24 protein-coding genes and 1 pseudogene are annotated in these 20,757 nt (G+C 67.6%); 3 read left to right on the top strand and 22 right to left on the bottom strand.

Annotated elements, in window-relative coordinates; all coding sequences use genetic code 11:
• Both dxr and puuE read right to left on the bottom strand, forming a co-directional pair.
• Window positions 1–1,173 carry a 1-deoxy-D-xylulose-5-phosphate reductoisomerase gene (gene dxr, locus ACPXB3_RS00970; protein ID WP_425725991.1) on the bottom strand — a complete coding sequence of 391 codons (1,173 nt, stop codon included), beginning with the start codon at window positions 1,171–1,173 and terminating at the stop codon, window positions 1–3.
• A 147-nt stretch (window positions 1,174–1,320) separates the two neighbouring features.
• A complete protein-coding gene (puuE, locus tag ACPXB3_RS00965) occupies window positions 1,321–2,292 on the bottom strand; it encodes an allantoinase PuuE (RefSeq protein ID WP_425703238.1) in 972 nt (323 codons plus the stop codon).
• A 146-nt stretch (window positions 2,293–2,438) separates the two neighbouring features.
• Here puuE and ACPXB3_RS00960 point away from each other — a divergent pair, with 146 nt between their 5' ends.
• Window positions 2,439–2,705, top strand: a complete 267-nt coding sequence (locus ACPXB3_RS00960; RefSeq protein WP_425703236.1) for a DUF2631 domain-containing protein — start codon at window positions 2,439–2,441, stop codon at window positions 2,703–2,705.
• A gap of 203 nt (window positions 2,706–2,908) precedes the next feature.
• Here ACPXB3_RS00960 and rlmN read toward each other — a convergent pair.
• Window positions 2,909–4,009 (bottom strand): annotated as a pseudogene (rlmN, locus tag ACPXB3_RS00955) (23S rRNA (adenine(2503)-C(2))-methyltransferase RlmN); the annotation flags it as partial.
• Between the two features lie 30 nt (window positions 4,010–4,039).
• Between rlmN and ACPXB3_RS00950 the strand changes: the two are divergent.
• Window positions 4,040–4,408, top strand: coding sequence for a LapA family protein (locus ACPXB3_RS00950; RefSeq protein ID WP_425725989.1), 369 nt, complete (start codon window positions 4,040–4,042; stop codon window positions 4,406–4,408).
• 28 nt (window positions 4,409–4,436) lie between these two features.
• On the opposite strand, the gene ACPXB3_RS00945 is transcribed toward ACPXB3_RS00950, so the two are convergent.
• The 5 genes from ACPXB3_RS00945 to rpsB all read right to left on the bottom strand — a co-directional run bounded on the left by ACPXB3_RS00945 (window position 4,437) and on the right by rpsB (window position 8,804).
• Complete coding sequence (locus tag ACPXB3_RS00945; protein ID WP_425703232.1) at window positions 4,437–5,372, bottom strand: phosphatidate cytidylyltransferase; 936 nt, start codon at window positions 5,370–5,372, stop codon at window positions 4,437–4,439.
• A 53-nt stretch (window positions 5,373–5,425) separates the two neighbouring features.
• Window positions 5,426–5,983 carry a ribosome recycling factor gene (frr, locus tag ACPXB3_RS00940; RefSeq protein WP_425703230.1) on the bottom strand — a complete coding sequence of 186 codons (558 nt, stop codon included), beginning with the start codon at window positions 5,981–5,983 and terminating at the stop codon, window positions 5,426–5,428.
• 82 nt (window positions 5,984–6,065) lie between these two features.
• Entirely contained in the window at window positions 6,066–6,806 is a 741-nt protein-coding gene (gene pyrH / locus ACPXB3_RS00935) for a UMP kinase (protein WP_425703228.1), read from the bottom strand.
• Window positions 6,807–7,028: 222 nt separating this feature from the next.
• Window positions 7,029–7,853, bottom strand: coding sequence for a translation elongation factor Ts (tsf, locus tag ACPXB3_RS00930; protein WP_425703226.1), 825 nt, complete (start codon window positions 7,851–7,853; stop codon window positions 7,029–7,031).
• Between the two features lie 36 nt (window positions 7,854–7,889).
• Window positions 7,890–8,804: a 30S ribosomal protein S2 gene (rpsB, locus tag ACPXB3_RS00925; RefSeq protein WP_425725987.1), complete on the bottom strand. Its 915-nt coding sequence runs from the start codon at window positions 8,802–8,804 to the stop codon at window positions 7,890–7,892.
• A gap of 330 nt (window positions 8,805–9,134) precedes the next feature.
• On the opposite strand from rpsB, the gene ACPXB3_RS00920 reads away from it, so the two are divergent.
• Window positions 9,135–9,731 carry a M23 family metallopeptidase gene (locus ACPXB3_RS00920; protein ID WP_425725985.1) on the top strand — a complete coding sequence of 199 codons (597 nt, stop codon included), beginning with the start codon at window positions 9,135–9,137 and terminating at the stop codon, window positions 9,729–9,731.
• Between the two features lie 60 nt (window positions 9,732–9,791).
• On the opposite strand, the gene ACPXB3_RS00915 is transcribed toward ACPXB3_RS00920, so the two are convergent.
• The 14 genes from ACPXB3_RS00915 to rimM all read right to left on the bottom strand — a co-directional run bounded on the left by ACPXB3_RS00915 (window position 9,792) and on the right by rimM (window position 20,756).
• Entirely contained in the window at window positions 9,792–10,784 is a 993-nt protein-coding gene (locus ACPXB3_RS00915) for a tyrosine recombinase XerC (protein WP_425725983.1), read from the bottom strand.
• A gap of 98 nt (window positions 10,785–10,882) precedes the next feature.
• Window positions 10,883–11,776: a siderophore-interacting protein gene (locus tag ACPXB3_RS00910; RefSeq protein WP_425725981.1), complete on the bottom strand. Its 894-nt coding sequence runs from the start codon at window positions 11,774–11,776 to the stop codon at window positions 10,883–10,885.
• A gap of 85 nt (window positions 11,777–11,861) precedes the next feature.
• Window positions 11,862–12,986, bottom strand: coding sequence for a DNA-processing protein DprA (gene dprA, locus ACPXB3_RS00905; RefSeq protein ID WP_425725979.1), 1,125 nt, complete (start codon window positions 12,984–12,986; stop codon window positions 11,862–11,864).
• Entirely contained in the window at window positions 12,983–14,497 is a 1,515-nt protein-coding gene (locus ACPXB3_RS00900; RefSeq protein WP_425726394.1) for a YifB family Mg chelatase-like AAA ATPase, read from the bottom strand. Before ACPXB3_RS00900 ends, dprA begins: the two co-directional genes overlap by 4 nt.
• Window positions 14,498–14,516: 19 nt before the next feature.
• On the bottom strand, window positions 14,517–14,924 hold the full coding sequence (locus ACPXB3_RS00895; RefSeq protein WP_425725977.1) for a YraN family protein: 408 nt from the start codon (window positions 14,922–14,924) through the stop codon (window positions 14,517–14,519).
• A 92-nt stretch (window positions 14,925–15,016) separates the two neighbouring features.
• Window positions 15,017–15,328 carry a DUF2469 domain-containing protein gene (locus ACPXB3_RS00890; RefSeq protein ID WP_425703197.1) on the bottom strand — a complete coding sequence of 104 codons (312 nt, stop codon included), beginning with the start codon at window positions 15,326–15,328 and terminating at the stop codon, window positions 15,017–15,019.
• The gene (locus ACPXB3_RS00885) at window positions 15,325–16,062 is read right to left on the bottom strand and encodes a ribonuclease HII (RefSeq protein ID WP_425703195.1); all 738 of its coding nucleotides are present in this window, start codon (window positions 16,060–16,062) and stop codon (window positions 15,325–15,327) included. The genes ACPXB3_RS00890 and ACPXB3_RS00885 overlap by 4 nt, the downstream gene beginning before the upstream one ends.
• A gap of 52 nt (window positions 16,063–16,114) precedes the next feature.
• A complete protein-coding gene (gene lepB / locus ACPXB3_RS00880) occupies window positions 16,115–16,984 on the bottom strand; it encodes a signal peptidase I (RefSeq protein ID WP_425725975.1) in 870 nt (289 codons plus the stop codon).
• Between the two features lie 18 nt (window positions 16,985–17,002).
• Window positions 17,003–17,344, bottom strand: a complete 342-nt coding sequence (gene rplS, locus ACPXB3_RS00875; protein WP_425703191.1) for a 50S ribosomal protein L19 — start codon at window positions 17,342–17,344, stop codon at window positions 17,003–17,005.
• Between the two features lie 214 nt (window positions 17,345–17,558).
• Entirely contained in the window at window positions 17,559–18,656 is a 1,098-nt protein-coding gene (locus ACPXB3_RS00870; RefSeq protein WP_425725974.1) for a hypothetical protein, read from the bottom strand.
• A 7-nt stretch (window positions 18,657–18,663) separates the two neighbouring features.
• Entirely contained in the window at window positions 18,664–19,014 is a 351-nt protein-coding gene (locus tag ACPXB3_RS00865) for a hypothetical protein (RefSeq protein ID WP_425703187.1), read from the bottom strand.
• Window positions 19,011–19,352 carry a YbaB/EbfC family nucleoid-associated protein gene (locus tag ACPXB3_RS00860; RefSeq protein ID WP_425725972.1) on the bottom strand — a complete coding sequence of 114 codons (342 nt, stop codon included), beginning with the start codon at window positions 19,350–19,352 and terminating at the stop codon, window positions 19,011–19,013. Before ACPXB3_RS00860 ends, ACPXB3_RS00865 begins: the two co-directional genes overlap by 4 nt.
• Window positions 19,353–19,446: 94 nt before the next feature.
• Complete coding sequence (trmD, locus tag ACPXB3_RS00855; protein ID WP_425725971.1) at window positions 19,447–20,163, bottom strand: tRNA (guanosine(37)-N1)-methyltransferase TrmD; 717 nt, start codon at window positions 20,161–20,163, stop codon at window positions 19,447–19,449.
• 2 nt (window positions 20,164–20,165) lie between these two features.
• On the bottom strand, window positions 20,166–20,756 hold the full coding sequence (rimM, locus tag ACPXB3_RS00850) for a ribosome maturation factor RimM (RefSeq protein ID WP_425703181.1): 591 nt from the start codon (window positions 20,754–20,756) through the stop codon (window positions 20,166–20,168).
• Between the last annotated feature and the right edge of the window lies 1 nt (window position 20,757).

Below are 20,757 nucleotides of genomic sequence, written 5' to 3'. Positions count from 1 at the left end.
TCATCGCTGCAGCGCGCCCACCAGCTCGGTGGCACGCGCACGCGCCCACGCGTCCGCGGCGAGGATCTCCTCCACAGTACCCGGGGGCCCATGCCACTGATCTGCGTCGTCGAGCACACGACCGATGATCTCGACGATCCGTGGGAACGCGATCGCACCGCCGAAGAATCCCTCGGCGGCGGCCTCGTTTGCGGCGTTGTACACCGCGGTCAGGCTGCCGCCGGCCACGCCTGCACGGCGCGCGAGTTCGATCGCCGGAAAGACCGTGTGGTCGACCGGCTCGAATGTCCACGACGACGCGGTGGAGAAATCGCACGCCCGCGACGCGCCCGGCACCCGATGCGGCCAGCCGAGCGCCAAGGCGATCGGCAACTTCATCGACGGCGGTGACGCCTTCGCGATGGTGGCGCCGTCGACGAAGGTGACCATCGAGTGCACGATCGACTGCGGATGCACCGTCACGTCGATGCGGTCGTAGGGCACGTCGAACAGCAGATGTGCCTCGATCACCTCGAGCGCCTTGTTCACCAAAGTCGCCGAATTCAACGTGATCACCGGACCCATCGACCACGTCGGATGGTGACCCGCCTGCTCGGGGGTCACCGCTTCGAGCTGCGCCGCACTCCACCCCCGAAACGGTCCGCCCGACGCGGTCAGCACCAGCCGGTCGACCTCGTCGGCACTGCCACCCCGCAGGCACTGAGCAATCGCCGAATGCTCCGAATCGACCGGCACGAGCTGCCCGGGCGCCGCCGCGCGCAGCACCAACGCACCCCCGGCCACCAGGGACTCCTTGTTCGCCAGCGCCAAACGTGCGCCGGACGCAAGCGCGGCCAGGCTCGGGCGCAGGCCGATCGAACCGACGACCGCGTTCAGCACCACATCGGACTCGACGGACTCGACCAGCCGGCACATCGCCTCCGGTCCGCCCAGCACCCCGTCGTCGAGTTCGCCTGCGACCTTGTCGGCCGCCGACGCGTCGGCGACGGCCACCCGAGCTGCCGGAACATCGAACTCACGAGCCTGGCGGACCAGCAACCCCGGATTGCCGCCGCCAGCGCCCAACCCGACCACCGAGAACAGCTCCGGATGCTCCGAGATCACCTCAAGGGCCTGTACCCCGATCGAGCCGGTCGAACCGAGAATCAGCACACGCGTCGTCACGCCGACCATTGTCGCCCATCGCCGCAGCCAAGAAGCGCAACCCGCTCGCTACGCTCCCGGCGCCGGCAATACCCGGCCCGCTCGCTACGCTCCCGGCGCCGGCCCCATTCGGCCCGCTCGCTACGCTCCCGGCGCCGGCCCCATTCGGCCCGCTCGCTACGCTCCCGGCGCCGGGTGAACCCTGCGCCAGTGCTCGGCGATGTCGATACGCCGCGCAACCCACACGTCGTCGTGCTTGCCGATGTGATCGAGAAACCGTTCCAGGCTCGCCAAGCGAGCCGGCCGGCCCGTCAGCCGGCAGTGCAGCCCGACCGACAACATCTTCGGGGCGCCCTCGACACCCTCCCGGTACAGAACGTCGAACGCGTCTCGCAGATGCGCGAAAAACTGTTCACCAGAAGGGAATCCGCCAGGAGAGGCAAACCGCATGTCGTTGGTGTCCAGGGTGTAGGGCACCACCAGGTGGTCGACCTCGGAGGCCGCACCATCGACCGACCGCGGCACCTTCACCCAGTACGGCAGATCGTCGGCGTAGCTGTCGGAGTCATAGACGAAGCCGCCCTGCTCGACGACCAGCGACCGCGTGTTCGGTGAATCGCGCCCCGTGTACCAGCCCAGTGGGCGCGTACCGGTGATCTCGGTGAGCAGATCGATACCTGCTCGCATGTGTTCGCGTTCCACGTGCTCGTCGACCATCTGATAGCTCAGCCACCGATACCCGTGGCAGGCGATCTCGTCACCGCGTTCGACGAAAGCCGCGGCGACCTCCGGATTGCGGGCCATGGCCTGGGCGACCGCGAAAATGGTCAACGGCAGACCTCTGCGTTCGAAGGCCCGCAGGATCCGCCAGACCCCGGCCCGCGAACCGTATTCGTAGAGCGACTCCATGCTCATGTGCCGGTTGGGGAACGACTGGGCACCGATCATCTCGGAGAGGAACGTCTCGCTCCCGCGGTCGTTCTCCAGGACGTTGTTCTCGCTGCCCTCCTCGTAGTTGAGGACGAACTGCACGGCGATCTTCGCACCCGACGGCCACCGCGGATCCGGCGGCGCCGCACCATATCCCACCATGTCGCGCGGATAGAATTCAGTTCGATAGTCGGCAAGCGACCGAGTCGGCACATGCATTGCCGCAGTATCGCACCGATGTGCAGCGGCCGCCCGGCGGCACACACCATGGGGAGTGAGACAGCACCACCAGGCGCCCGCTATGCTCTCCAAAGAACTACTACCGACCGTCAGAGACTTTCTGGCGTCCGCAGCGAGGAGTCAGCGTGGCAAGCACCGACGTGGAGCACAGCGACGAAGTCGACACCGGATGGGTGCACGAACCCGCCGACGCGCCCTCGGCGCGCTTCGGCTGGCACGGTGTGGCGAGCCGCACGTTCTACATCGCCGGATGGGTCTGCGTCCTCCTGCTGCTCGCGATGATGTACGGCAACCAGAAGGGCCACGTCGAAGACATCTGGCTCATCGCGGCCGCAATCTTCGTCGCCGTGATCCTGCTGCGCGGCATGCTCACGAAGAAAAAGTGGAGTTGAACGCACAACCCACCGACCTCGACAGGTACTGACCTCGACAGGCATTTTGCCTCGAGAGCCCCGGCGCGATTCGTTCACGCCGGGGCTCGCTCGTAGGACGACCCCGCGGTTCAGCGCTCTGCGCCGGTCTCCCCTGCGCCCGTCTCTTCTGCGCCCGTCTCTTCTGCGCCCGTCTCTTCTGCGCCCGTCTCCCCTGCGCCCGTCTCCTCTGCGGCGAGTTGACCGCACGCCGCGGCGATCTCCTGACCGCGGGTGTCGCGCACCGTGCACGACACGCCTTGCGCGCGGACCCGCCGCACGAATTCGCGCTCGACGTCCTTGGGACTTGCGTCCCATTCCGATCCGGGCGTCGGATTCAGCGGAATCAGATTCACGTGCACCAACGAACCGAGCGCCCGGCGCAGCTTCTGCGCGAGCATGTCGGCACGCCAGGGCTGATCGTTGACATCACGGATCAGCGCATACTCGATGGACACCCGGCGCCCCGTCGAGTCGGCGTAGTAGCGGGCCGCGTCGAGAACCTCGGTGACCGACCACCGGTTGTTCACCGGCACCAGCGTGTCGCGCAACTCGTCGTCAGGGGTGTGAAGCGACACAGCCAAGGTGACCGAGAGATTCTCGTCGGCGAGCCGGCGGATCGCGGGCGCCAGCCCGACCGTCGAGACCGTCACCGAGCGCGCCGAGATGCCCAATCCGCCGGGAGCGGGCGCGGTGATCTGCCGAACTGCCGAAACGACTCGTTTGTAGTTGGCCAGCGGCTCCCCCATGCCCATGAACACGACATTCGAAAGGCGGCCCGCGTCTCCGAACTCACCATCGCGCAGTGCTCGCGCGGCCGCCCGGACCTGGTCGACGATCTCACCCGTGGACAGGTTGCGGTCCAGACCGCCCTGCCCGGTCGCACAGAACGGACATGCCATCCCGCATCCCGCCTGACTGGAGATGCACAGCGTGTTGCGATCGGGATAGCGCATCAGCACACTCTCGAGCAGAGTGCCGTCATGCAACCGCCACAGCGTCTTGCGGGTGCTGCCGTCGTCGCAGGCGATATGGCGCACCGGCGTGAGGAGTTGCGGGAACAATGCCGCACCCACCTTGTCGCGAGCCCCGGCGGGCAGGTCGGTCATCTCCTCGACATCGGCGGACAGACGGCCGTAGTACTGACGGGCGAGCTGGTCGGCGCGAAAGCGCGGAAGGCCGAGTTCACCGACCGCCGCGACGCGTGCCACCGGATCAAGATCGGCGAAATGTGTCGGCGGTCGCCCACGTTTGGGCGCGTCGAACACGAGCGGCAATGACGTCATCTCTCGATTGTCGCATGTCATGATGGGTGGATGAGCACACCGGATTCACCCTCGGAGCATCCCGTCGCCGGCTCGTCCACGCCGGCACGCAACCCCGCGCCGATGGACGAGGGCCGCGGTGACCCGCAGCGGGCAGCCGGTGACGTCAAGCACACCCGCACCCGCGCCGCCTTCGTCGGGCTGGTGATCGGCGCGGTCATCCTGATCCTGCTGCTGATCTTCATCCTGCTCAACCTCAACTCGCAGCAGATCAACCTGGTGTTCTGGACGGTCAACCTGCCGGTCGGAGTCAGTTTGCTCATCGCCGCGGTCGCCGGTGCCCTGGTCACCGCACTGATCGGCGGAGCGCGGAGCCTACAGCTGAGCCGCGCACTCAAGAGAACGCAGAAGAACCGCTAGCCGGCCGCCCCGACTGGCCGTTGCCAGGTCACAGCAAGGCCGTCAGCACCGCCCACACGATGAACGCCGACGGCAGCAGCGAGTCGAGCCGGTCCATGATGCCGCCGTGCCCGGGCAGCAGCGTACCCATGTCCTTGATCTCGAGATCGCGTTTGACCTGGGATTCGACGAGGTCGCCGAGCGTTGCACAGACCACCAGGACAGGGCCCAGGACCATTCCGATCCACCACTGGGTGTCGAGCAGGAACGTGACGGTACCCACCGCCCCCGCGGTGCCCACCACCAGCGAGCCGACCAGTCCTTCCCACGACTTCTTCGGACTGATGGCCGGTGCCATGGGATGTTTGCCGAACAGCACTCCGGCCGCATAACCGCCGACGTCGGAGCACACGACGACGATCATCAGGGTCGCCACCCGGGCCGCGCCGTTGTCCTGGGTGACGATGAGCGCCCCGAACGACGCCGGTAGTGGTAGCCACGCCAGCACGAACACCGATGCCGAGAGGTTGCGCAGATAGTTCTGCGGGGCGTGGGCGAAGCCCTGCGCCAACAGCTTCCAGACCATCGTCACCAGCACGGTTGCGGCAAACGCGACGAGAATGCCGGTGGTGCCCCACGGCCAACTGCACCAGATCATCGCCTGTCCACCGATCAGCAGCGGCCAGAACGCCACGTCGTACTCGCGATCGCGCAGCCGTTTGGTGACCTCCCACGTCGCGATCGCAAAAGCAACCGCCACGACGATGTACCACACCCGTGGCGCGAACAGCAGGATCGCGATGATGCCGACGCCGAGTGTGACGCCCACCCCGATGGCGGCCGGGAGGTCCCGTCCGGCCCGAGATTTCCGTGGCGGCGAGTCGGTCTGGGCGGGATCGGTCTGGGCGGGATCGGTCTGGGCTGGATCGGGGTTCGGGTGTCCTCCCTCGCTCCCCGAGGGCTGCGCCGACGATTCGTGTGGCATCGTTGTCGTTTCCGCCTGTCGTCTCCGTCGCGTCGGCCCGTGGTGCTGGTTTCTCACACTTCGAGGAGCTCGGACTCCTTGTGTTTGACGAGGTCGTCGATCTGCGCCACATAGGTGGCGGTCACCTTGTCGAGGTCCTTCTCCGCACGCACGACCTCGTCCTCGCCGGCCTCGCCGTCCTTCTGGATGCGTTTGAGTTCCTCGACCGCCTTGCGCCGGATGTTGCGGATCGAGACCTTGGCGTCCTCTCCCTTGCCCCTGGCCTGCTTGGCCAGGTCCTTGCGGCGCTCCTCGGTCAGCTGCGGCACCGCGATCCGGATCAGGGTGCCGTCATTGGTCGGATTGACACCGAGATCTGAGTTACGGATGGCGGTTTCGATGTCGCGGAGAATCGCGGCCTCATAGGGCTTGATCACCACCAGTCGTGGTTCGGGGGTGTTGATGCCGGCGACCTGGGTGATCGGTGTGGTCGCCCCGTAATAGTCGATGGTGATCTTGCTGAACATCGCGGGGTTGGCCCGGCCGGTCCGGATCGAGCCCATGTCCTCACGGGCGACGCTCACCGCCTTCTCCATCTTCTCCTCGGCATCGAGCAACGTGTCATCGATCATTCTGGGTTCCTGTTTCGTCGTGGCGAGACGGGGTGCTGCTCGCCGGGTCGTCGGATCGGGCGGGACGCGCGGGCACGGCCGATCAGGTCTTCACCAACGTCCCGATGGGTTCTCCCGCGATGGCACGCGCGATGTTGCCGCGCTCGAGCAGATTGAACACCAGCATCGGCATCTTGTTGTCCATGCACAGACTGAAAGCCGTCGCGTCGGCGACCTTGAGTTCCTGGTCGAGCACCTCACGGTGCGTGATCTCCCGGAACAGGGTGGCGTCGGGATCGACTCGGGGGTCGGCGCTGTAGACGCCGTCGACGGCCTTGGCCATCAGCACCACTTCCGCCTTGATCTCCAGCGCACGTTGCGCCGCGGTCGTGTCAGTGGAGAAGTACGGCATCCCCATGCCCGCACCGAAGATGACGACCCGACCCTTCTCGAGGTGACGCTGCGCGCGTAACGGCAGATACGGCTCGGCGACCTGCCCCATGGTGATTGCGGTCTGGACTCGTGTGGAGATCCCACGCTTTTCGAGGAAGTCTTGTAGCGCAAGACAATTCATCACGGTGCCAAGCATGCCCATATAGTCTGACCGGGCCCGGTCGAGGCCGCGCTGCTGTAACTCGGCCCCGCGGAAGAAGTTTCCGCCGCCGATGACGACGGCGACCTGCGCACCGGATTCGACGACCTCGGCGATCTGGTCGGCGACCGTGGCGACCACATCCGGATCGAGACCGACCTCTCCCCCGCCGAACATCTCGCCACCGAGTTTGAGCAGCACACGATGGAAACCGGTTCGTTCGGACCTGGTGGGGTCAGAGGATTCGCTCATCTATTTCCTCGCTCTTGCCGACGGTGGTGAGCCGGCGCCACCGGGAACCGATCGGGGCGCCTGCCTGCCTTCTCGCAACATCTTAGGGCGTGTCCGCCGATACCCATGCGAGGGTGCTGCCCCGACGCCCGGGACGCGCCCGGCACACACACCACGACCCCGTCCCACCCGATTGCGGGTGGAACGGGGTCGTGGGTGTCAGATATCGGGTGGGACGGGCGCTCAGGCCTGGCCGACCTCGAAGCGCGTGAAGCCCTTGACTGCCACTCCGGCTTCGTCGAGAAGCGCTTTGACGGTCTTCTTGGAGTCCTGCACCGACGGCTGGTCGATGAGCACGACATCCTTGTAGAAGCCGTTGACGCGGCCTTCGACGATCTTGGGCAGCGCCTTCTCCGGCTTGCCCTCGGCCTTGGCGGTCTCCTCGGCAATGCGTCGCTCGTTGTCGACGACGTCGGCAGGCACCTCCTCGCGAGTGGCGTAGCGCGCCTTGAGAGCCGCGACCTGCATGGCCGCGCCGCGTGCGGCCGCAGCCGCAGCCTCGCCCTCACCGGTGTAGGAGACCAGCACCCCGACGGCCGGCGGCAGATCCGATGCCCGCTTGTGCAGGTAGATCGCCACCGGACCGTCGTAGTAGACGACGCGGCGCAGTTCGAGCTTCTCACCGATCTTCGCCGACAGCGCGGCCACGGCATCGGCGACGGTTCCGTCACCGAGCTTGGCGGCATTGAGCTCCTCGACGTCGCTGGTCTTGGCGACCAGCGCGGCATCGACGACCTGATCGGCCAACGCCTGGAATTCGGCGTTCTTCGCGACGAAGTCGGTCTCGGAGTTGATCTCGACCATCACGCCGTCACGGGCGGCGACGAGGCCTTCGGCAGTTGAACGCTCAGCACGCTTGCCGACATCCTTGGCACCCTTGATGCGCAATTCTTCGACAGCCTTGTCGAGGTCACCGTCGTTGTTCTCCAGTGCCTTCTTGCAATCGAGCATTCCAGAGCCGGTGAGTTCGCGGAGACGCTTCACATCGGCTGCGGTGTAGTTCGCCATCGTTGGCGAGCCTCCTTAGAGAGAGTGTCGGTTTCGTCAGGATGCGGTGGCGGAGCCACCGTCGGCGGGCACCGTGGCGGAGCCGGCCTCGGCGGGCACCGTGGCGGAGCCGGCCTCGGCAGGCGCCGCGGCGGAGTCGGCCTCGGCAGGCGCCGTGGCGGAACCCTCGGCGGGCGCAGTGGCCTGCGTCAGCAATTCCTGCTCCCACTCGGCGAGGGGCTCGCCGCCACCGGCGGCCGGCTTGGTATCCCCGGAAGCCTGACCGGCACGGGCCTGAACACCCTCGGCAACCGCGGAGGCGATCACGCGGGTGAGCAGGGCGGCGCTGCGGATCGCGTCGTCGTTGCCCGGAATCGGGTAGTCGACGACGTCGGGATCGCAGTTGGTGTCCAGGATCGCGATGACGGGGATGTTGAGCTTGCGCGCCTCACCGACGGCAATGTGCTCCTTGTTGGTGTCCACCACCCAGATGGCCGACGGCACCTTCGCCATGTCCCGGATACCGCCGAGTGTCCGCTCGAGCTTGTTCTTCTCGCGGGTCAGCATCAGGATTTCCTTCTTGGTGCGACCCTCGAACCCGCCGGTCTGCTCCATGGCCTCGAGCTCCTTCATTCGCTGAAGGCGCTTGTGGACGGTCTGGAAGTTCGTGAGCATGCCACCGAGCCAGCGCTGATTGACATACGGCATGCCGACGCGGGTTGCTTCTGCGGCAACCGACTCCTGAGCCTGCTTCTTGGTACCGACGAACAGGATCGTGCCACCGTGGGCAACGGTCTCCTTGACGAATTCGTAGGCCTTGTCGATGTAGGTCAGCGTCTGCTGCAAATCGATGATGTAGATGCCGTTACGGTCGGTGAAGATGAAACGCTTCATCTTCGGGTTCCAACGGCGGGTCTGATGCCCGAAGTGTGCGCCGCTGTCGAGCAGCTGCTTCATGGTCACAACAGCCATGAGGTCTCATTCCTTTTGTCGCAGTTGACGTTCGGAACCGGTCGGTCCGAACCCTGGCGCCGCGTCCGCGCGGAACCCGGATCGACCGGGACCGCCCACGCGGATGAAGATCGATCGTCACCGTTGGTGACGATCGGTGTGCGAGCGCGCGAAGTCACCTCACCGAGGGCGAGGTGCTCGGCCAGTCTACGCGTGTGTCCTGCGGTAATCCAAAAACCCGGTGGTGCGTTGACCCCGCGGCCGCCCGACGCACCGGGGCGCCGCGCCGGTCTGTCGATATCAGTACGCGTGCCGTGGAGCCGATCGCCGTCCGGCTGCGTCTGATCTGACATGATCACCGCCATCCGGTCCCCGATCGAGGGTCCTGCCCGTTCACGACGACCTCTGCGACGCGCACTTGCGCTCGCCATCGTCGAGTTCCTTCTCCTCACCTCGTTGTTGATATTCGTTCCCGTATTGGTGGGCGCGCACCCCGGCCCCGCAGGAGCCGGCTACACCGTGCCGCTGCCACCCCGGCCGACGATCGTCCGAGGCTACGACGACCCGCCACAGCGCTGGCAGCCCGGGCACCGCGGCGTGGATCTCGCCGCGGAACCGGGGGCCGCGGTGGTCGCCACTGCAGACGGCGTGGTGCGCTTCGCCGGCGTCGTCGCAGGCAAACCTGCGGTGTCGGTCGCGCACGGCGACGGCCTGATCACCACGTATGAGCCTGTGCGGGCCGGCGTCTCCCGAGGTGCACGGGTGCGCCGCGGCGAACGGATCGGCACCCTCGAGCCGGGGCATCCCGGTTGCCGGGCGCCGGCATGCCTGCATTGGGGTGCCCGTCGTGGCACTGGCCACGACGCCGAATATCTGAATCCGCTCGGGCTGCTCGGCGCCGTACGCGTCCGACTCAAACCCGTCGGCGATCCGTCTGCGCCCGGCTGAGACCCGGCCGCTGTGCGCGTGCATGCTGGGGTGCGACGGCCTCGCGCCCATTGGCGAAGGCTATGCGCGGGGGTGTGCCTGCCGATGCGCCGCACGGAGCCGTTCGACGCTGACATGGGTGTAGAGCTGGGTGGTCGCAAGCGACGAGTGCCCTAAGAGCTCCTGCACCACCCGTAGGTCGGCACCGCCCTCGAGCAGATGGGTGGCGGCGCTGTGCCGCAGCCCGTGCGGGCCCATCGCGGGCCCGCCGACGGCGGCAACAGCCGCACCCACCACGGTCCTGGCCATCCGCTGGTTCAGCCGGCCACCACGCGCCCCGAGCAACAGCGCCCGGCCCGAATCGCCGGTCACCAGCTGTGGACGTCCGTGCGCGAGCCACGCGTCGAGCGCCTGCGCAGCAGGGACGCCGTAGGGAACGGCCCGCTGCTTGTCGCCTTTGCCGATCACCCGCAGCACCCGCCTGCCGGCGTCGACGTCGTCGAGGTCGAGGCCGCACAGTTCACCCACCCGGATACCACTGCCGTAGAGGACTTCGAGAATCACCCGGTCCCGCAGGGCAACCGCGCTGGGGCCGGCGTCGGTGCCCGCACGATCCGCCTCGTCGCCATGAGCGCCGTCTCCACCGCCCACGCCGCCGCGCGCACCGGTGGCGACCGCTGCGGCCGCCTGCTCGGCGGTGAGAACCGCAGGCAACACGCGATGGGCTTTGGGGGCCTGCAGCCGGGTCGACGGATCGGTCGCGAGGATGCCTTCACGAACCGCCCACGCGCAGAACGTCTTTGCCGACGAGACCCGGCGGGCGACACTCGTGCGAGCCGCTCCCCGGCGAGTGTGCTCGGCGAGCCACGAACGCAGCAGGCCGAGATCGATCGCCTGCACCGGCGTGCCGCGTGCACCGGCAAAGCCGACCAGTCCGCGAACATCACCGACGTATGCGCGGATGGTGTGTTCGCTGTTCCCCTTCTCGAACCGAAGAAACTCGGCGAAGTCGGCCACCGACGACGATCCCCGTGCGGTGTCCCCGCTGTGGAGATCGCTCTCGGTGTCAGGCATGCCCCTGAGCACACCCGAGCGCTTCTCTGCGCGCAACCGCACACGCGTCGGCGTTGCCGGATCGGTACCTCGCAGGCCCCTGGACGCAGGACCAGGAGTCAGCGGACGAGGTCGCCGACCCGCCGGCCGTCGCGGGGCTTATCGGCACCATCCTCGGCCTCCCGAAGTTCGGCCTTCCATTTCCGGAAGCCCTCCTCGGTGCGCCCACGGCGCCAGTACCCGGAGATCGACGCATTGGCCGCGCCGACACCACGTTCCTTGCGGATGTAGCGGCGCAGGTTGTGCATGACGGCCTGGGCCTCACCATGGATGAAGACATGCGGCTCGCCGTCGAGCCACGACGCGTCGCGGACCGCCGCGACGAGCGGCGCGTTGTCACCGGCGCGATCGTCGCCGACCTCCCCGGCCCCACCGCCGCGGTGCACCCAGGTGATCTCGGCGCCCGCGGGAGCCCGGAGCTCGATCTCGTCGGCGGGCCCGGCGACCTCGATGAATACCTTGGCGACTGCATCGGCGGGCATCGACTCGAGTGCAGCGGCGACCGCGGGCAACCCCGCCTCGTCGCAGGCGAGCAGGTGCCAGGGCGCATCAGGGTTCGGGTGGTAACCACTGCCCGGACCGAGGAAACGGACGGTGGCGCCCGGCTCGACGCTCGCAGCCCACGGACCGGCCAGGCCTTCGTCGCCGTGCACGACGAAGTCGACGAGCAGCTCGCGGCGCTGCGCATCGAGGCTGCGCACGGTGTAGGTCCGCAGAGTCGGTTGTTGCTCGGGCGGAAGCGTTCTCGACGTCCGCGGATCGAAGTCTTCCGGAAAATCCACACCCTCGGGCATGAAGATGAGCTTGACGTACATGTCCGTCTCGGCTCGTCCGTCCTTGCCGACCGCGGGGACGAAGTCGTCGAATCCTTCGCCGCCGAGGTACAGCCGCACCATATGTGGGCTGATCTGCTCACGTCGCAGAACCGTCATCGTGTTCACTTGCTTGGCCATGGAACCTCCTTCGCCCGACCACTGTACGCCGGATTAGGTGAGCCTAATCTAGCGAGCTCGATGGCCACCGGGGCGGCGCGGGTGCTCAGGGCAGCCGCCAGCCGCTGCCCTCCATTGCGACCATTCCGCCCAGCTCCATCAGCGCCAGCGCAGCGCGCACCTCGCCGATCTCGACACCGGCGGAGAACACGATCTCCTCGATGGTCACCGCCCCGCGGCCGGGAAGAGCGTCGTGGACGCGTTGCTGCACCGGGGTGAGGCCATCGGTGCCCCGCGCCGGGCCGTGGTCAGGGCCCGCCACGCCGTCTGGACGGGCCAGCGTCATGATGGCCGAGGCATCGGCGACGAGTGCGGCGCGCCCGTCGGTGATCAGCTCGTGGCAGCCGACCGAAGTCGCCGAGGTGACCGGTCCGGGCACCGCACCCAGCGGCCGACCGAGCTTGACCGCCCAGGCTGCGGTGCTCACCGCCCCGGACCTGGCCCCTGCCTCGACCACGACAACCGCGTTCGACAGCGCCGCGACGAGCCGATTGCGTGTCAGGAACCGGTGGCGGGCCGCGGTGGTGTGCGGTGGGTACTCCGAGACGATGACCCCACGGTCGGCGATCTCGGCAAGCAGGCGCGAGTGTGCGGCCGGGTAGTCCCGGTCGATTCCGCAGGCCAGCACCGCCATCGTCGGTCCGCCGCTCGCCAGAGCTGAGCGGTGGGCGATGCCGTCGACGCCGAACGCGGCACCGGAGACGATGCCCCAGCCGTGGTCGACGAGTTCTCCGGCGAGCAGTCCGGTCACGTGTTCGCCGTACGAGGAGGCGGCCCGCGAGCCGACGAGTGCGATCGAGGCGGCCGCGAGATCATCGACGCGCGCGGGGCCCCGAGCCCACAACGCCAGCGGCACGCCGCCTCGCTCACCGGTGTCGGCCTGTGCCAGTGCGAGCAGCGAAAAGCCCGGCCATTCGTCGTCGTCGGGAGTGATCAGACGCGCTCCACATCGGTGCGCGACCTCGAGATCCGACGCCGACCGGTCCTCGGCGGCACGTGCCCGCGTCGCCCGCAACACCGACTCGTGGCCACGCGGCACCTGTTGCCGGGCGATGGCTGCGGCGGCATCGACGGCCCCGATCTCGGCGATCAGTGCGGTCAGCGAAACGCACGGTGGCTCGGCAACGCGGGCGAGATATGCCCACGCACGTCGTTCGGTGTCGGTCATCATCGATAGGTCCCCCGGTCGCGGTAGAGAAGTGCTTGGGCCACTTCGGTTTCGGTGGGTGCCACGCCCCCGGCCAGGTCGGTCAGCGTCCACGCGAGCCGAAGTGCGCGGTCGGCGCCGCGCGCCGTGAGCCGGCCTTCTCGCAGGCTCGCCTCCACCGGCGCCACGACGTGCGGGGGCAACCGGAAGCGCCTGCGCAACACCGGACCCGGCACTTCGGAATTGGTGCGCCACCCGTACTCCCGCCATCGTTCGGCCGCCGCACCCCGTGCCTCGGTGACCCGTTCGCGAACGGTCACACTCGATTCGCCGGTCTCGGTGGCCAATGCGGCATTGCCTGGCGGATCCATCCGCACCCGGATGTCGACCCGATCCATCAGCGGGCCCGACAACTTGCCCAGGTAGCGGCGACGCACCACCGCACTGCAGACGCACTGCACGTCACGGACCGGGGCACACGGGCACGGGTTGGCGGCGAGGATCAGTTGAAACCGAGCAGGATATTTCGCGACTCCGTCGCGCCGCGTGACTCGCACCTCGCCCTCCTCGAGTGGCTGGCGCAGCGAGTCGAGAACCTTGGCACCCATCTCGGCACATTCGTCGAGGAACAGCACCCCACGGTGTGCCAGCGACACCGCACCCGGCCGTGCCATCCCGGTTCCGCCGCCGAGGAGCGCGGTGGTCGAGGTCGTGTGGTGCGGATCGATGAACGGCGGGTCGGTGACCAGCGGCGCACCAGGGGCGAGTACACCCGCGATGGAATGGATGGCGGTGACCTCGAGCGATTCTTCGCTGTCCAAGGGCGGCAGAATGCCCGGCAACCGCCGCGCCAACATCGTCTTCCCGATGCCCGGCGGACCTGTCATCAGTAAGTGATGGCCTCCGGCAGCGGCGATTTCGAGGGCGTGGCGCGCCTGACTCTGACCGACCACGTCGGCCATGTCGGGCACCTCGACAATCGGTGGCCCCGTCGCGGAGTCGTCGACTGTGTCGAGTACGGTCGCTCCGGCCAGCCAGCGGACCACCTCGGCCAGATTACGTGCTCCGCCGACCTCCATACCCGTCACCAAGGCCGCCTCGGCGACCGTGGCCAACGGCACCACCGCCCGGGTGAAACCCGCCTTACGCGCCGCGATCACCGCGGGCAACACCCCGTGTACCGGTCTGATCCCACCGTCGAGTGCGAGCTCACCGAGCAATACCGTCGACGGCAGCTTCGCCGGTGACACCAATTCGCGCGCGGCGAGGATCGCCACGGACATCGCGAGGTCGTGCGACGAGCCACGTTTGGGCAGATCCGCCGGTGACAGACTCACGGTCACCTTCATGTCGGGAAACGCGAAGCCGGAGTTGGTGATCGCCGCGCGCAGACGTTCCTTCGCCTCCCGCAGGGACGTGTCGACGTTGCCACCGATCGTCACGCCGGGAAGGCCCTGCCCCACATTTGCCTGGACTTCGACCACGTGTGCCTCGAAGGCGTTCAGGCCCACCGAGTACGTACGTCCCAACGACATCCGCGCCGGCACGAGTTCCTCACTCGACGATACCGACATGGTGGCGCACCTCCGCCCGGTCCACCGCCGACGGACGCCCTGGGTCGAGCTGGACGGAGATGATGTCGAACCGGATCTCCGGCCACCGCATCTGCTGCTGCGCCAACCACATCCGGGTCAATCGACGCATCCGCATCAATTTGTCGTGGGTCACCGCGGCCACCGGATCGGCGAATACCCGCGACGCGCGGGTCTTCACCTCGATCACGACCAGCCGCCGACCGTCGACAGCGATCAGATCGAGCTCTCCGTACCGATTACGCCAATTGCGCTCCAGGACCGACCAACCCAGACCACTGACGAACTCGGCCGCGAGATCCTCGCCCAACCGACCCACATCCGCCCGCCGCGAGCGAGTACGCCCGTCCCCCACAGATTCCGCTGTCATGGGGACAAGAATCGCTTGTCACCCCGACTCGCCACCCGGGATCAGACCGCGCGGAGACCTATGCTGTGGACACAAGGAACACTGTGCACAACTCAGGGTTCGTCGGGCAGTCGCAGCTCGGGCTTTTCGAGTTCTTCGATGTTGACGTCCTTGAAGGTGAGCACCCGCACCTGCTTGACGAAGCGCGCCGGCCGGTACATGTCCCATACCCAGGCATCGTTCATGCGCAGTTCGAAGTAGACCTCGCCCTCGGCGTTGCGGGGCACCAGTTCGACGGCGTTGGCAAGGTAGAAGCGGCGCTCGGTCTCGACCACATAGGTGAACTGGCCGACGATGTCCTTGTATTCGCGATACAGGGACAACTCCATCTCGGTTTCGTACTTCTCGAGATCCTCAGCGCTCATCCTGTAAGCCTATCGCGGGACACCTGCTCGTCGGTGTCGGGAGCGGCGGGTCCGCCCACGGATATTTGTGGCTCGGCCGGGGCGCGCAGCCGCCTCGATGCGACATTCCGGTAGGACATCCGGTGTTGCGGTGACGGTCCCAGCTCGTCGAGGCGGGACATGTGCAGCGCGGTGCTGTACCCCTTGTGTACGCCGAAGGAGTAGCCGGGCAACTCGCCGTCCATCGTGACCATCATGCGATCGCGGGTCACCTTGGCGAGGATGCTGGCCGCGGCGATACACGCGGCCGCACCGTCGCCGCCGATCACCGGCAGCGAGGGCACGGTCAGGCCGGGCACCGCGAATCCGTCGGACAACACGTAACCCGGCGCCACCTCCAGGCCGGCGACTGCGCGTCGCATGCCCTCGATATTGGCGACGTGGATTCCGATGCGATCGATCTCTTCGGCTTCGACGACGACCACCGACCATGCCTGCGCGTGGCGGGTGACTGCCCGATAGAGCCTCTCCCGGGTGATCTCGGTGAGCTTCTTGGAGTCGTCGAGATCGGCGAGGGAACTCGGCTGCGTCGGCCGGAGCACACATGCGGCGACAACCAACGGTCCGGCGCAGGCTCCACGGCCGGCCTCGTCGACTCCCGCGACCGGACCCAATCCGCCGCGGTGCAGGGTGAACTCGAAGGTCCGCAAGCCGGCGGCGCGGCGAACCTGCACGCGTGGGGGCCATCGACTCATCGCGACGACCCGGTGGCGATACACATGGCGCTGGTGTTCATCGGACTGGCGGTCACGGCTGCGGATCGACCGAGTCCACACCGCCCATCCGTGAGAACGGATAGATGATGAATTGCGTCTTGCCGCGGATGTCGTCGACGGGGACGGTGCCACCGTAGTTCGCGCCGTTGGCATCTTGGATGTGATAGCGCGAATCGGAGGAGCGCGTACGGTTGTCGCCCATCACGAAGACCTGATTTGCGGGCACCTTGATCGGCCCGAAGTCGGCTCCGAGACAACTGTTGAGGGAGCCGCTCGAGGTGATCGCCTCCGGCCGGACGAAGCCGTTGGCCAGGTTCTGCCGCTGTAGATCCATGTTGATGTACGACTCGTGCAGTGCCTTGCCGTCGACCTTCACCCCGACGCCCTCGTCGTTGCGGCATTCGATGGTCTGCCCGCCCACGGCGATCACACGCTTGACGTAGTCGTTCTCGTTGGGTGGCGCGAAGCCGAACCACGACAACGCGTCCTGGAGACGGTGCACCACCACATTCGACGAACGTGGTGACGCCCACCCGCTCTCACCCCACTCGTCGGGCACCTTGAACACGACGACGTCACCGGGTTTGGGATCGCCGAAGGTGTACGACAGCTTGTCGACGAAGATCCGATCATTGGTGCATCCGGAGCAGCCGATGAGCGTCGATTCCATCGACTCCGACGGGATCACGTACTGCCGACCGATGAAGGTCTGCAGAATCCAGCTGATCAGCAGGACGCAGACGACGATGATGATCGTCTCGCGCAGCAGCGAACCCTTCTTCTTCTCGGGTTTGTCGCTCTTGGTACGCCAGGGCCGTCGCGCCGTCGAGGGCTCGTCGGACTCATCGGCGGCCGCGCGGGCACGCTCGTCGCCGGCGTCGGCGTGATTGGTGTCAGCCACGTCGTCAGGGTAGACGCGTCAGCGCTTTTCCTTGATCTTGGCGGCCTTACCGCGCAGATCACGCAGGTAGTAGAGCTTGGCGCGCCGCACGTCACCACGGGTGAGGACGTCGATCTTGGCGATATTGGGGCTGTGGATCGGGAACGTGCGCTCCACGCCGACACCGAAGGACACCTTGCGGACGGTGAAGGTCTCGCGGATGCCGCCGCCCTGGCGGCGGATCACGACGCCCTTGAATATCTGCACGCGCTCCTTGGCACCCTCGATGACCTTGACGTGGACGTCAAGGGTGTCACCGGGACCGAATTCGGGGATATCGTCGCGCAACGACTGCTTGTCGAGAGAGTCCAGGATGTTCATGTGTCATGGTCCTTGTTCTGGCTTGGCGTGAACAGAGGAACCTGGCGGCCCCACCCGGTGCCTGACCCAGGCAGGGTTGGGGTTCGACCGGTTCGTGCTCCGAGTCATGGCGTGTACTGACGGCGCGTCCGTACGGACCGCCACCAGGCAACCCGACTATTGTGCCAGATGCACCCCTGGGCGACGAAATCGCCGGTCGGTGGACCACGACCGATCACCTCTCCGGGGCATTGCGCTGCCGCGGCGCGAGCAGCGGGCGAATTCCCGCATCGGCAAGTGCGGCACGTGCCGCCGGGGTCGGCGGCTGCGTCGACGCGACGGCCAGCGGCACCAGTCCGGCGCGCATCATGTGGTCCAGGACCGCGACCTGTGGGTCACGACCGTCACCGACGAGTTCTTCTGCTGCCCGCAACACCATCCCGACCCGCAGGTACGGCACCGGATCACTGGTGGCAACAACCACGATCCGCCCGTTCTGCCGATCGTCTCCGACGCCGACGGCGGTCTGCACCCACGAAGCGACGTCATCGGGCAACGACGCCTGCACCGCGGCGGCGCGTCTCATGATCGCATCGCACTCGGCGCGGGTGAGCTCGGGCGGTTCGTCGTCGTCGATGCCCATCTGCGTCCGCTCCGCAGACGCGGCGCGGATCGCCCGGCCACCTGCCGCGCCTGCGCCCGCCGCGGCCGCACCCATCCCCGCGAAGCCGGCCATCGGCATCATGGCGCTCGTCGCGGCCCCCGCCGGCGCGCCGACCTGCCCGTCGTGATCGCCCGCGCTCTGGTGGGCGGCCGCCGTGTCGGCGGATTGCTCGGCGTAGTCGTCTCCGGCCGCGGTCAAGGCGAGTCGTCCGGCGCTCGCCGCCCGAACGGCAAGGGTGTCGTCGCCGAGGGCGGCCCCGATCTCGCCGAGCAATCGGTCTCGATCGACGATGGCGGCGATGAGTTCGACCCGGTGCCGGGCGGTGACGGTCAGATCGGCGAAGGCGACGGTCCCCGCGGCCATGGCGGTCAGCTCGTCGACCAGCCCGCTCAGCCCCTCGGCGCCGGCCCCGAGGAGGCGATCGCGGCCGTCGAGGACTGCCCGCGGGAATCGGCCCACGGAACACTCGACGTCCCGGTGCATCGCCTCGATGTCGCGTGCGATCTCCTGCACCCGCCGGCCCAGCCCATCGAGTCCGGCCGCGACCGCGCGCAGGGCCTCGTCGTCGCTGGTGGGCCAGCAGCCGGGTACCGATTGCTCGACGCGCGTTCGCGCATCGGGAGACGCCGACACCTCACCACCGGGCGCCCTCGGGCTCTGCTCGGCCATGGGTCGATCAGCTCGTGCCGGACGCATCGACGCCTGCGCCGGGACCCGATAGGTGCCGGGCCGCCCGGGCATCGGTGTCGTCGAGGCGACGCGCACCATCGCCGACGAGGACCGCATGGTCGCCGACACGTTCGGCAGCGGCGGTCACCGACGCCGCCAGAGCCGTGGTGGTGGCGATGACACCGCCGCGGAACCGTTGGGCACCGACATCGTCCCCCAACGCCGAATCCAGCTGTGCCAGCAGCACTTCGAGATCGGCACGGGCATCACTCAGCCGATGCGCGAGGCCCCGGAGCCGGTGAGCGAGCACGTCCAGAGCATGGGCGTCGACATCGACGCCGCCGAGTTCAGTGCTCATCGGGCGGTGACTTCCACGTCGGCGAGGCCGGGTTCGGCGCCGGCGGCTGCGCTGAGGAGCACCTCACGACGATCCCGCAGGCTGCGATCGGCGGCGGCGACAAGTCCGGTGATCATCTCCGACAGTTGCTCACTTCGGTACCGGCGCATTGCCACCGGAGCCATCTCGAGCCCGACGAGCATGCCCCGGGCGTTCACGGTGACCGTCACCGATCGGTCCGCGCTCGTCGCCCGGGCGGTGAGGCCGGCAAGCGCGTCGGCCGTCCGCCGGATCTCGGCACGCTGCCGGTCGACCTCGTCGAGCATGTCGGCCCAACGAACACCATCGAATTTCCCCACTGCCGCCTCCCCCGGTCGCGTCGCCCCGCGAGTCGGCGGCGTGCGCGAATTGCCCGAGTTTATCCCCAGAACGCGGTGTTCGCCGGAGATCGATTCACAGGTCGGGGCCGGCGCCGCGCTCTCCGGGGTCGTGATCGGGCAGCAGATCCGGGCGGCGTGCGCGGGTGCGCTGCAGCGACTGATCGTGGCGCCAGCGGGCGACCTTCGCATGATCACCCGAGAGCAGCACCGGCGGGACCGGCAGGTCTCGCCACACCTCGGGCCGGGTGTAGCTGGGCCCCTCGAGCAGTCCGTCGGAAAAGGAATCCTCCTGATGGGAGCGGGGATTGCCGAGGACGCCCGGCATCAACCGGACGGTGGCCTCGATCATCGCCATCGCGGCGACCTCACCACCGATGAGAACGAAATCGCCGAGCGAGACCTCCTCGACCCGGACCCGGCGTGCGGCATCGTCGAAGACCCGCTGATCGATGCCTTCATAGCGGCCGCAGGCGAATACCAGATGCGTCTGCTCGCTCCAACGCGCAGCGGTGGCCTGCCGGAACGGGACGCCGGCCGGGGTGGGGACCACAAGCACGGCGTCGTCGGGACACACCGCGTCGAGGCAGGGGCCCCACACATCCGGCTTCATCACCATGCCCGGGCCGCCGCCGTAGGGCGAATCGTCGACTCTGCGGTGGACGTCATGAGTCCACTCACGCAGGTCATGCACCTCGACGTCGAGAAGTTCACGCTCAATGGCTTTGCCCAGCAACGCCACTCGCAGAGGCTGCAGATACTCGGGAAAGATCGTGACGATGTCGATCCGCACCGTCAGCGCGCCTCGCCGTCGGGCGCCGGGGTACCGGCAGTCGGGATATCGGAGTCATCACCTAGTTCGTCGTGATCACCTAGTTCGTCGATGAGCCCCTCCGGTGGGTCGATCACGATCCCGTCGAGACCGACCGTCGGCACGATCTCGCGCACGAACGGTACGAGGATCTCTCGTTGATCAGGGGTTCGGACGAGCAGGATGTCGTTGGCCGGCAGATGCAGCACGGAGTCGACGATCCCGACGTCGGCGCCGTCGATCGTGGTCACCGCCACACCCTCGAGTTCGTGATCGTAGAAGGAATCGGGATCGTCCCCGGAATCGACCTGCGAACTGTCGACGAGGAACAGGGTGCCCCGCAGGGCGTCGGCGGTCGAACGGTCGGTGGCCTCGGCCAGCGACAGCAACAGCCGCCCGGAATGTTCCCGGGCGGCTGTCACCGTGAAGGTGCGCTCGCCGGCGCCACGCGGCAACCGGCCATGCAGGGTCGCACCCGGCGCGAATCGCTCCTGCGGTTCGTCGGTGCGGATATCGACGACGAGTTCGCCGCGAACGCCGTGGGATTTGACCACCCGGCCCACCACGAGCTCCATT

The organism is Gordonia sp. DT219, assembly GCF_049847065.1.
GTDB lineage: Bacteria > Actinomycetota > Actinomycetes > Mycobacteriales > Mycobacteriaceae > Gordonia.
The sequence above is the reverse complement of the archived record's forward strand: the minus strand, read 5'-3'. Positions and strand labels throughout refer to the sequence as shown.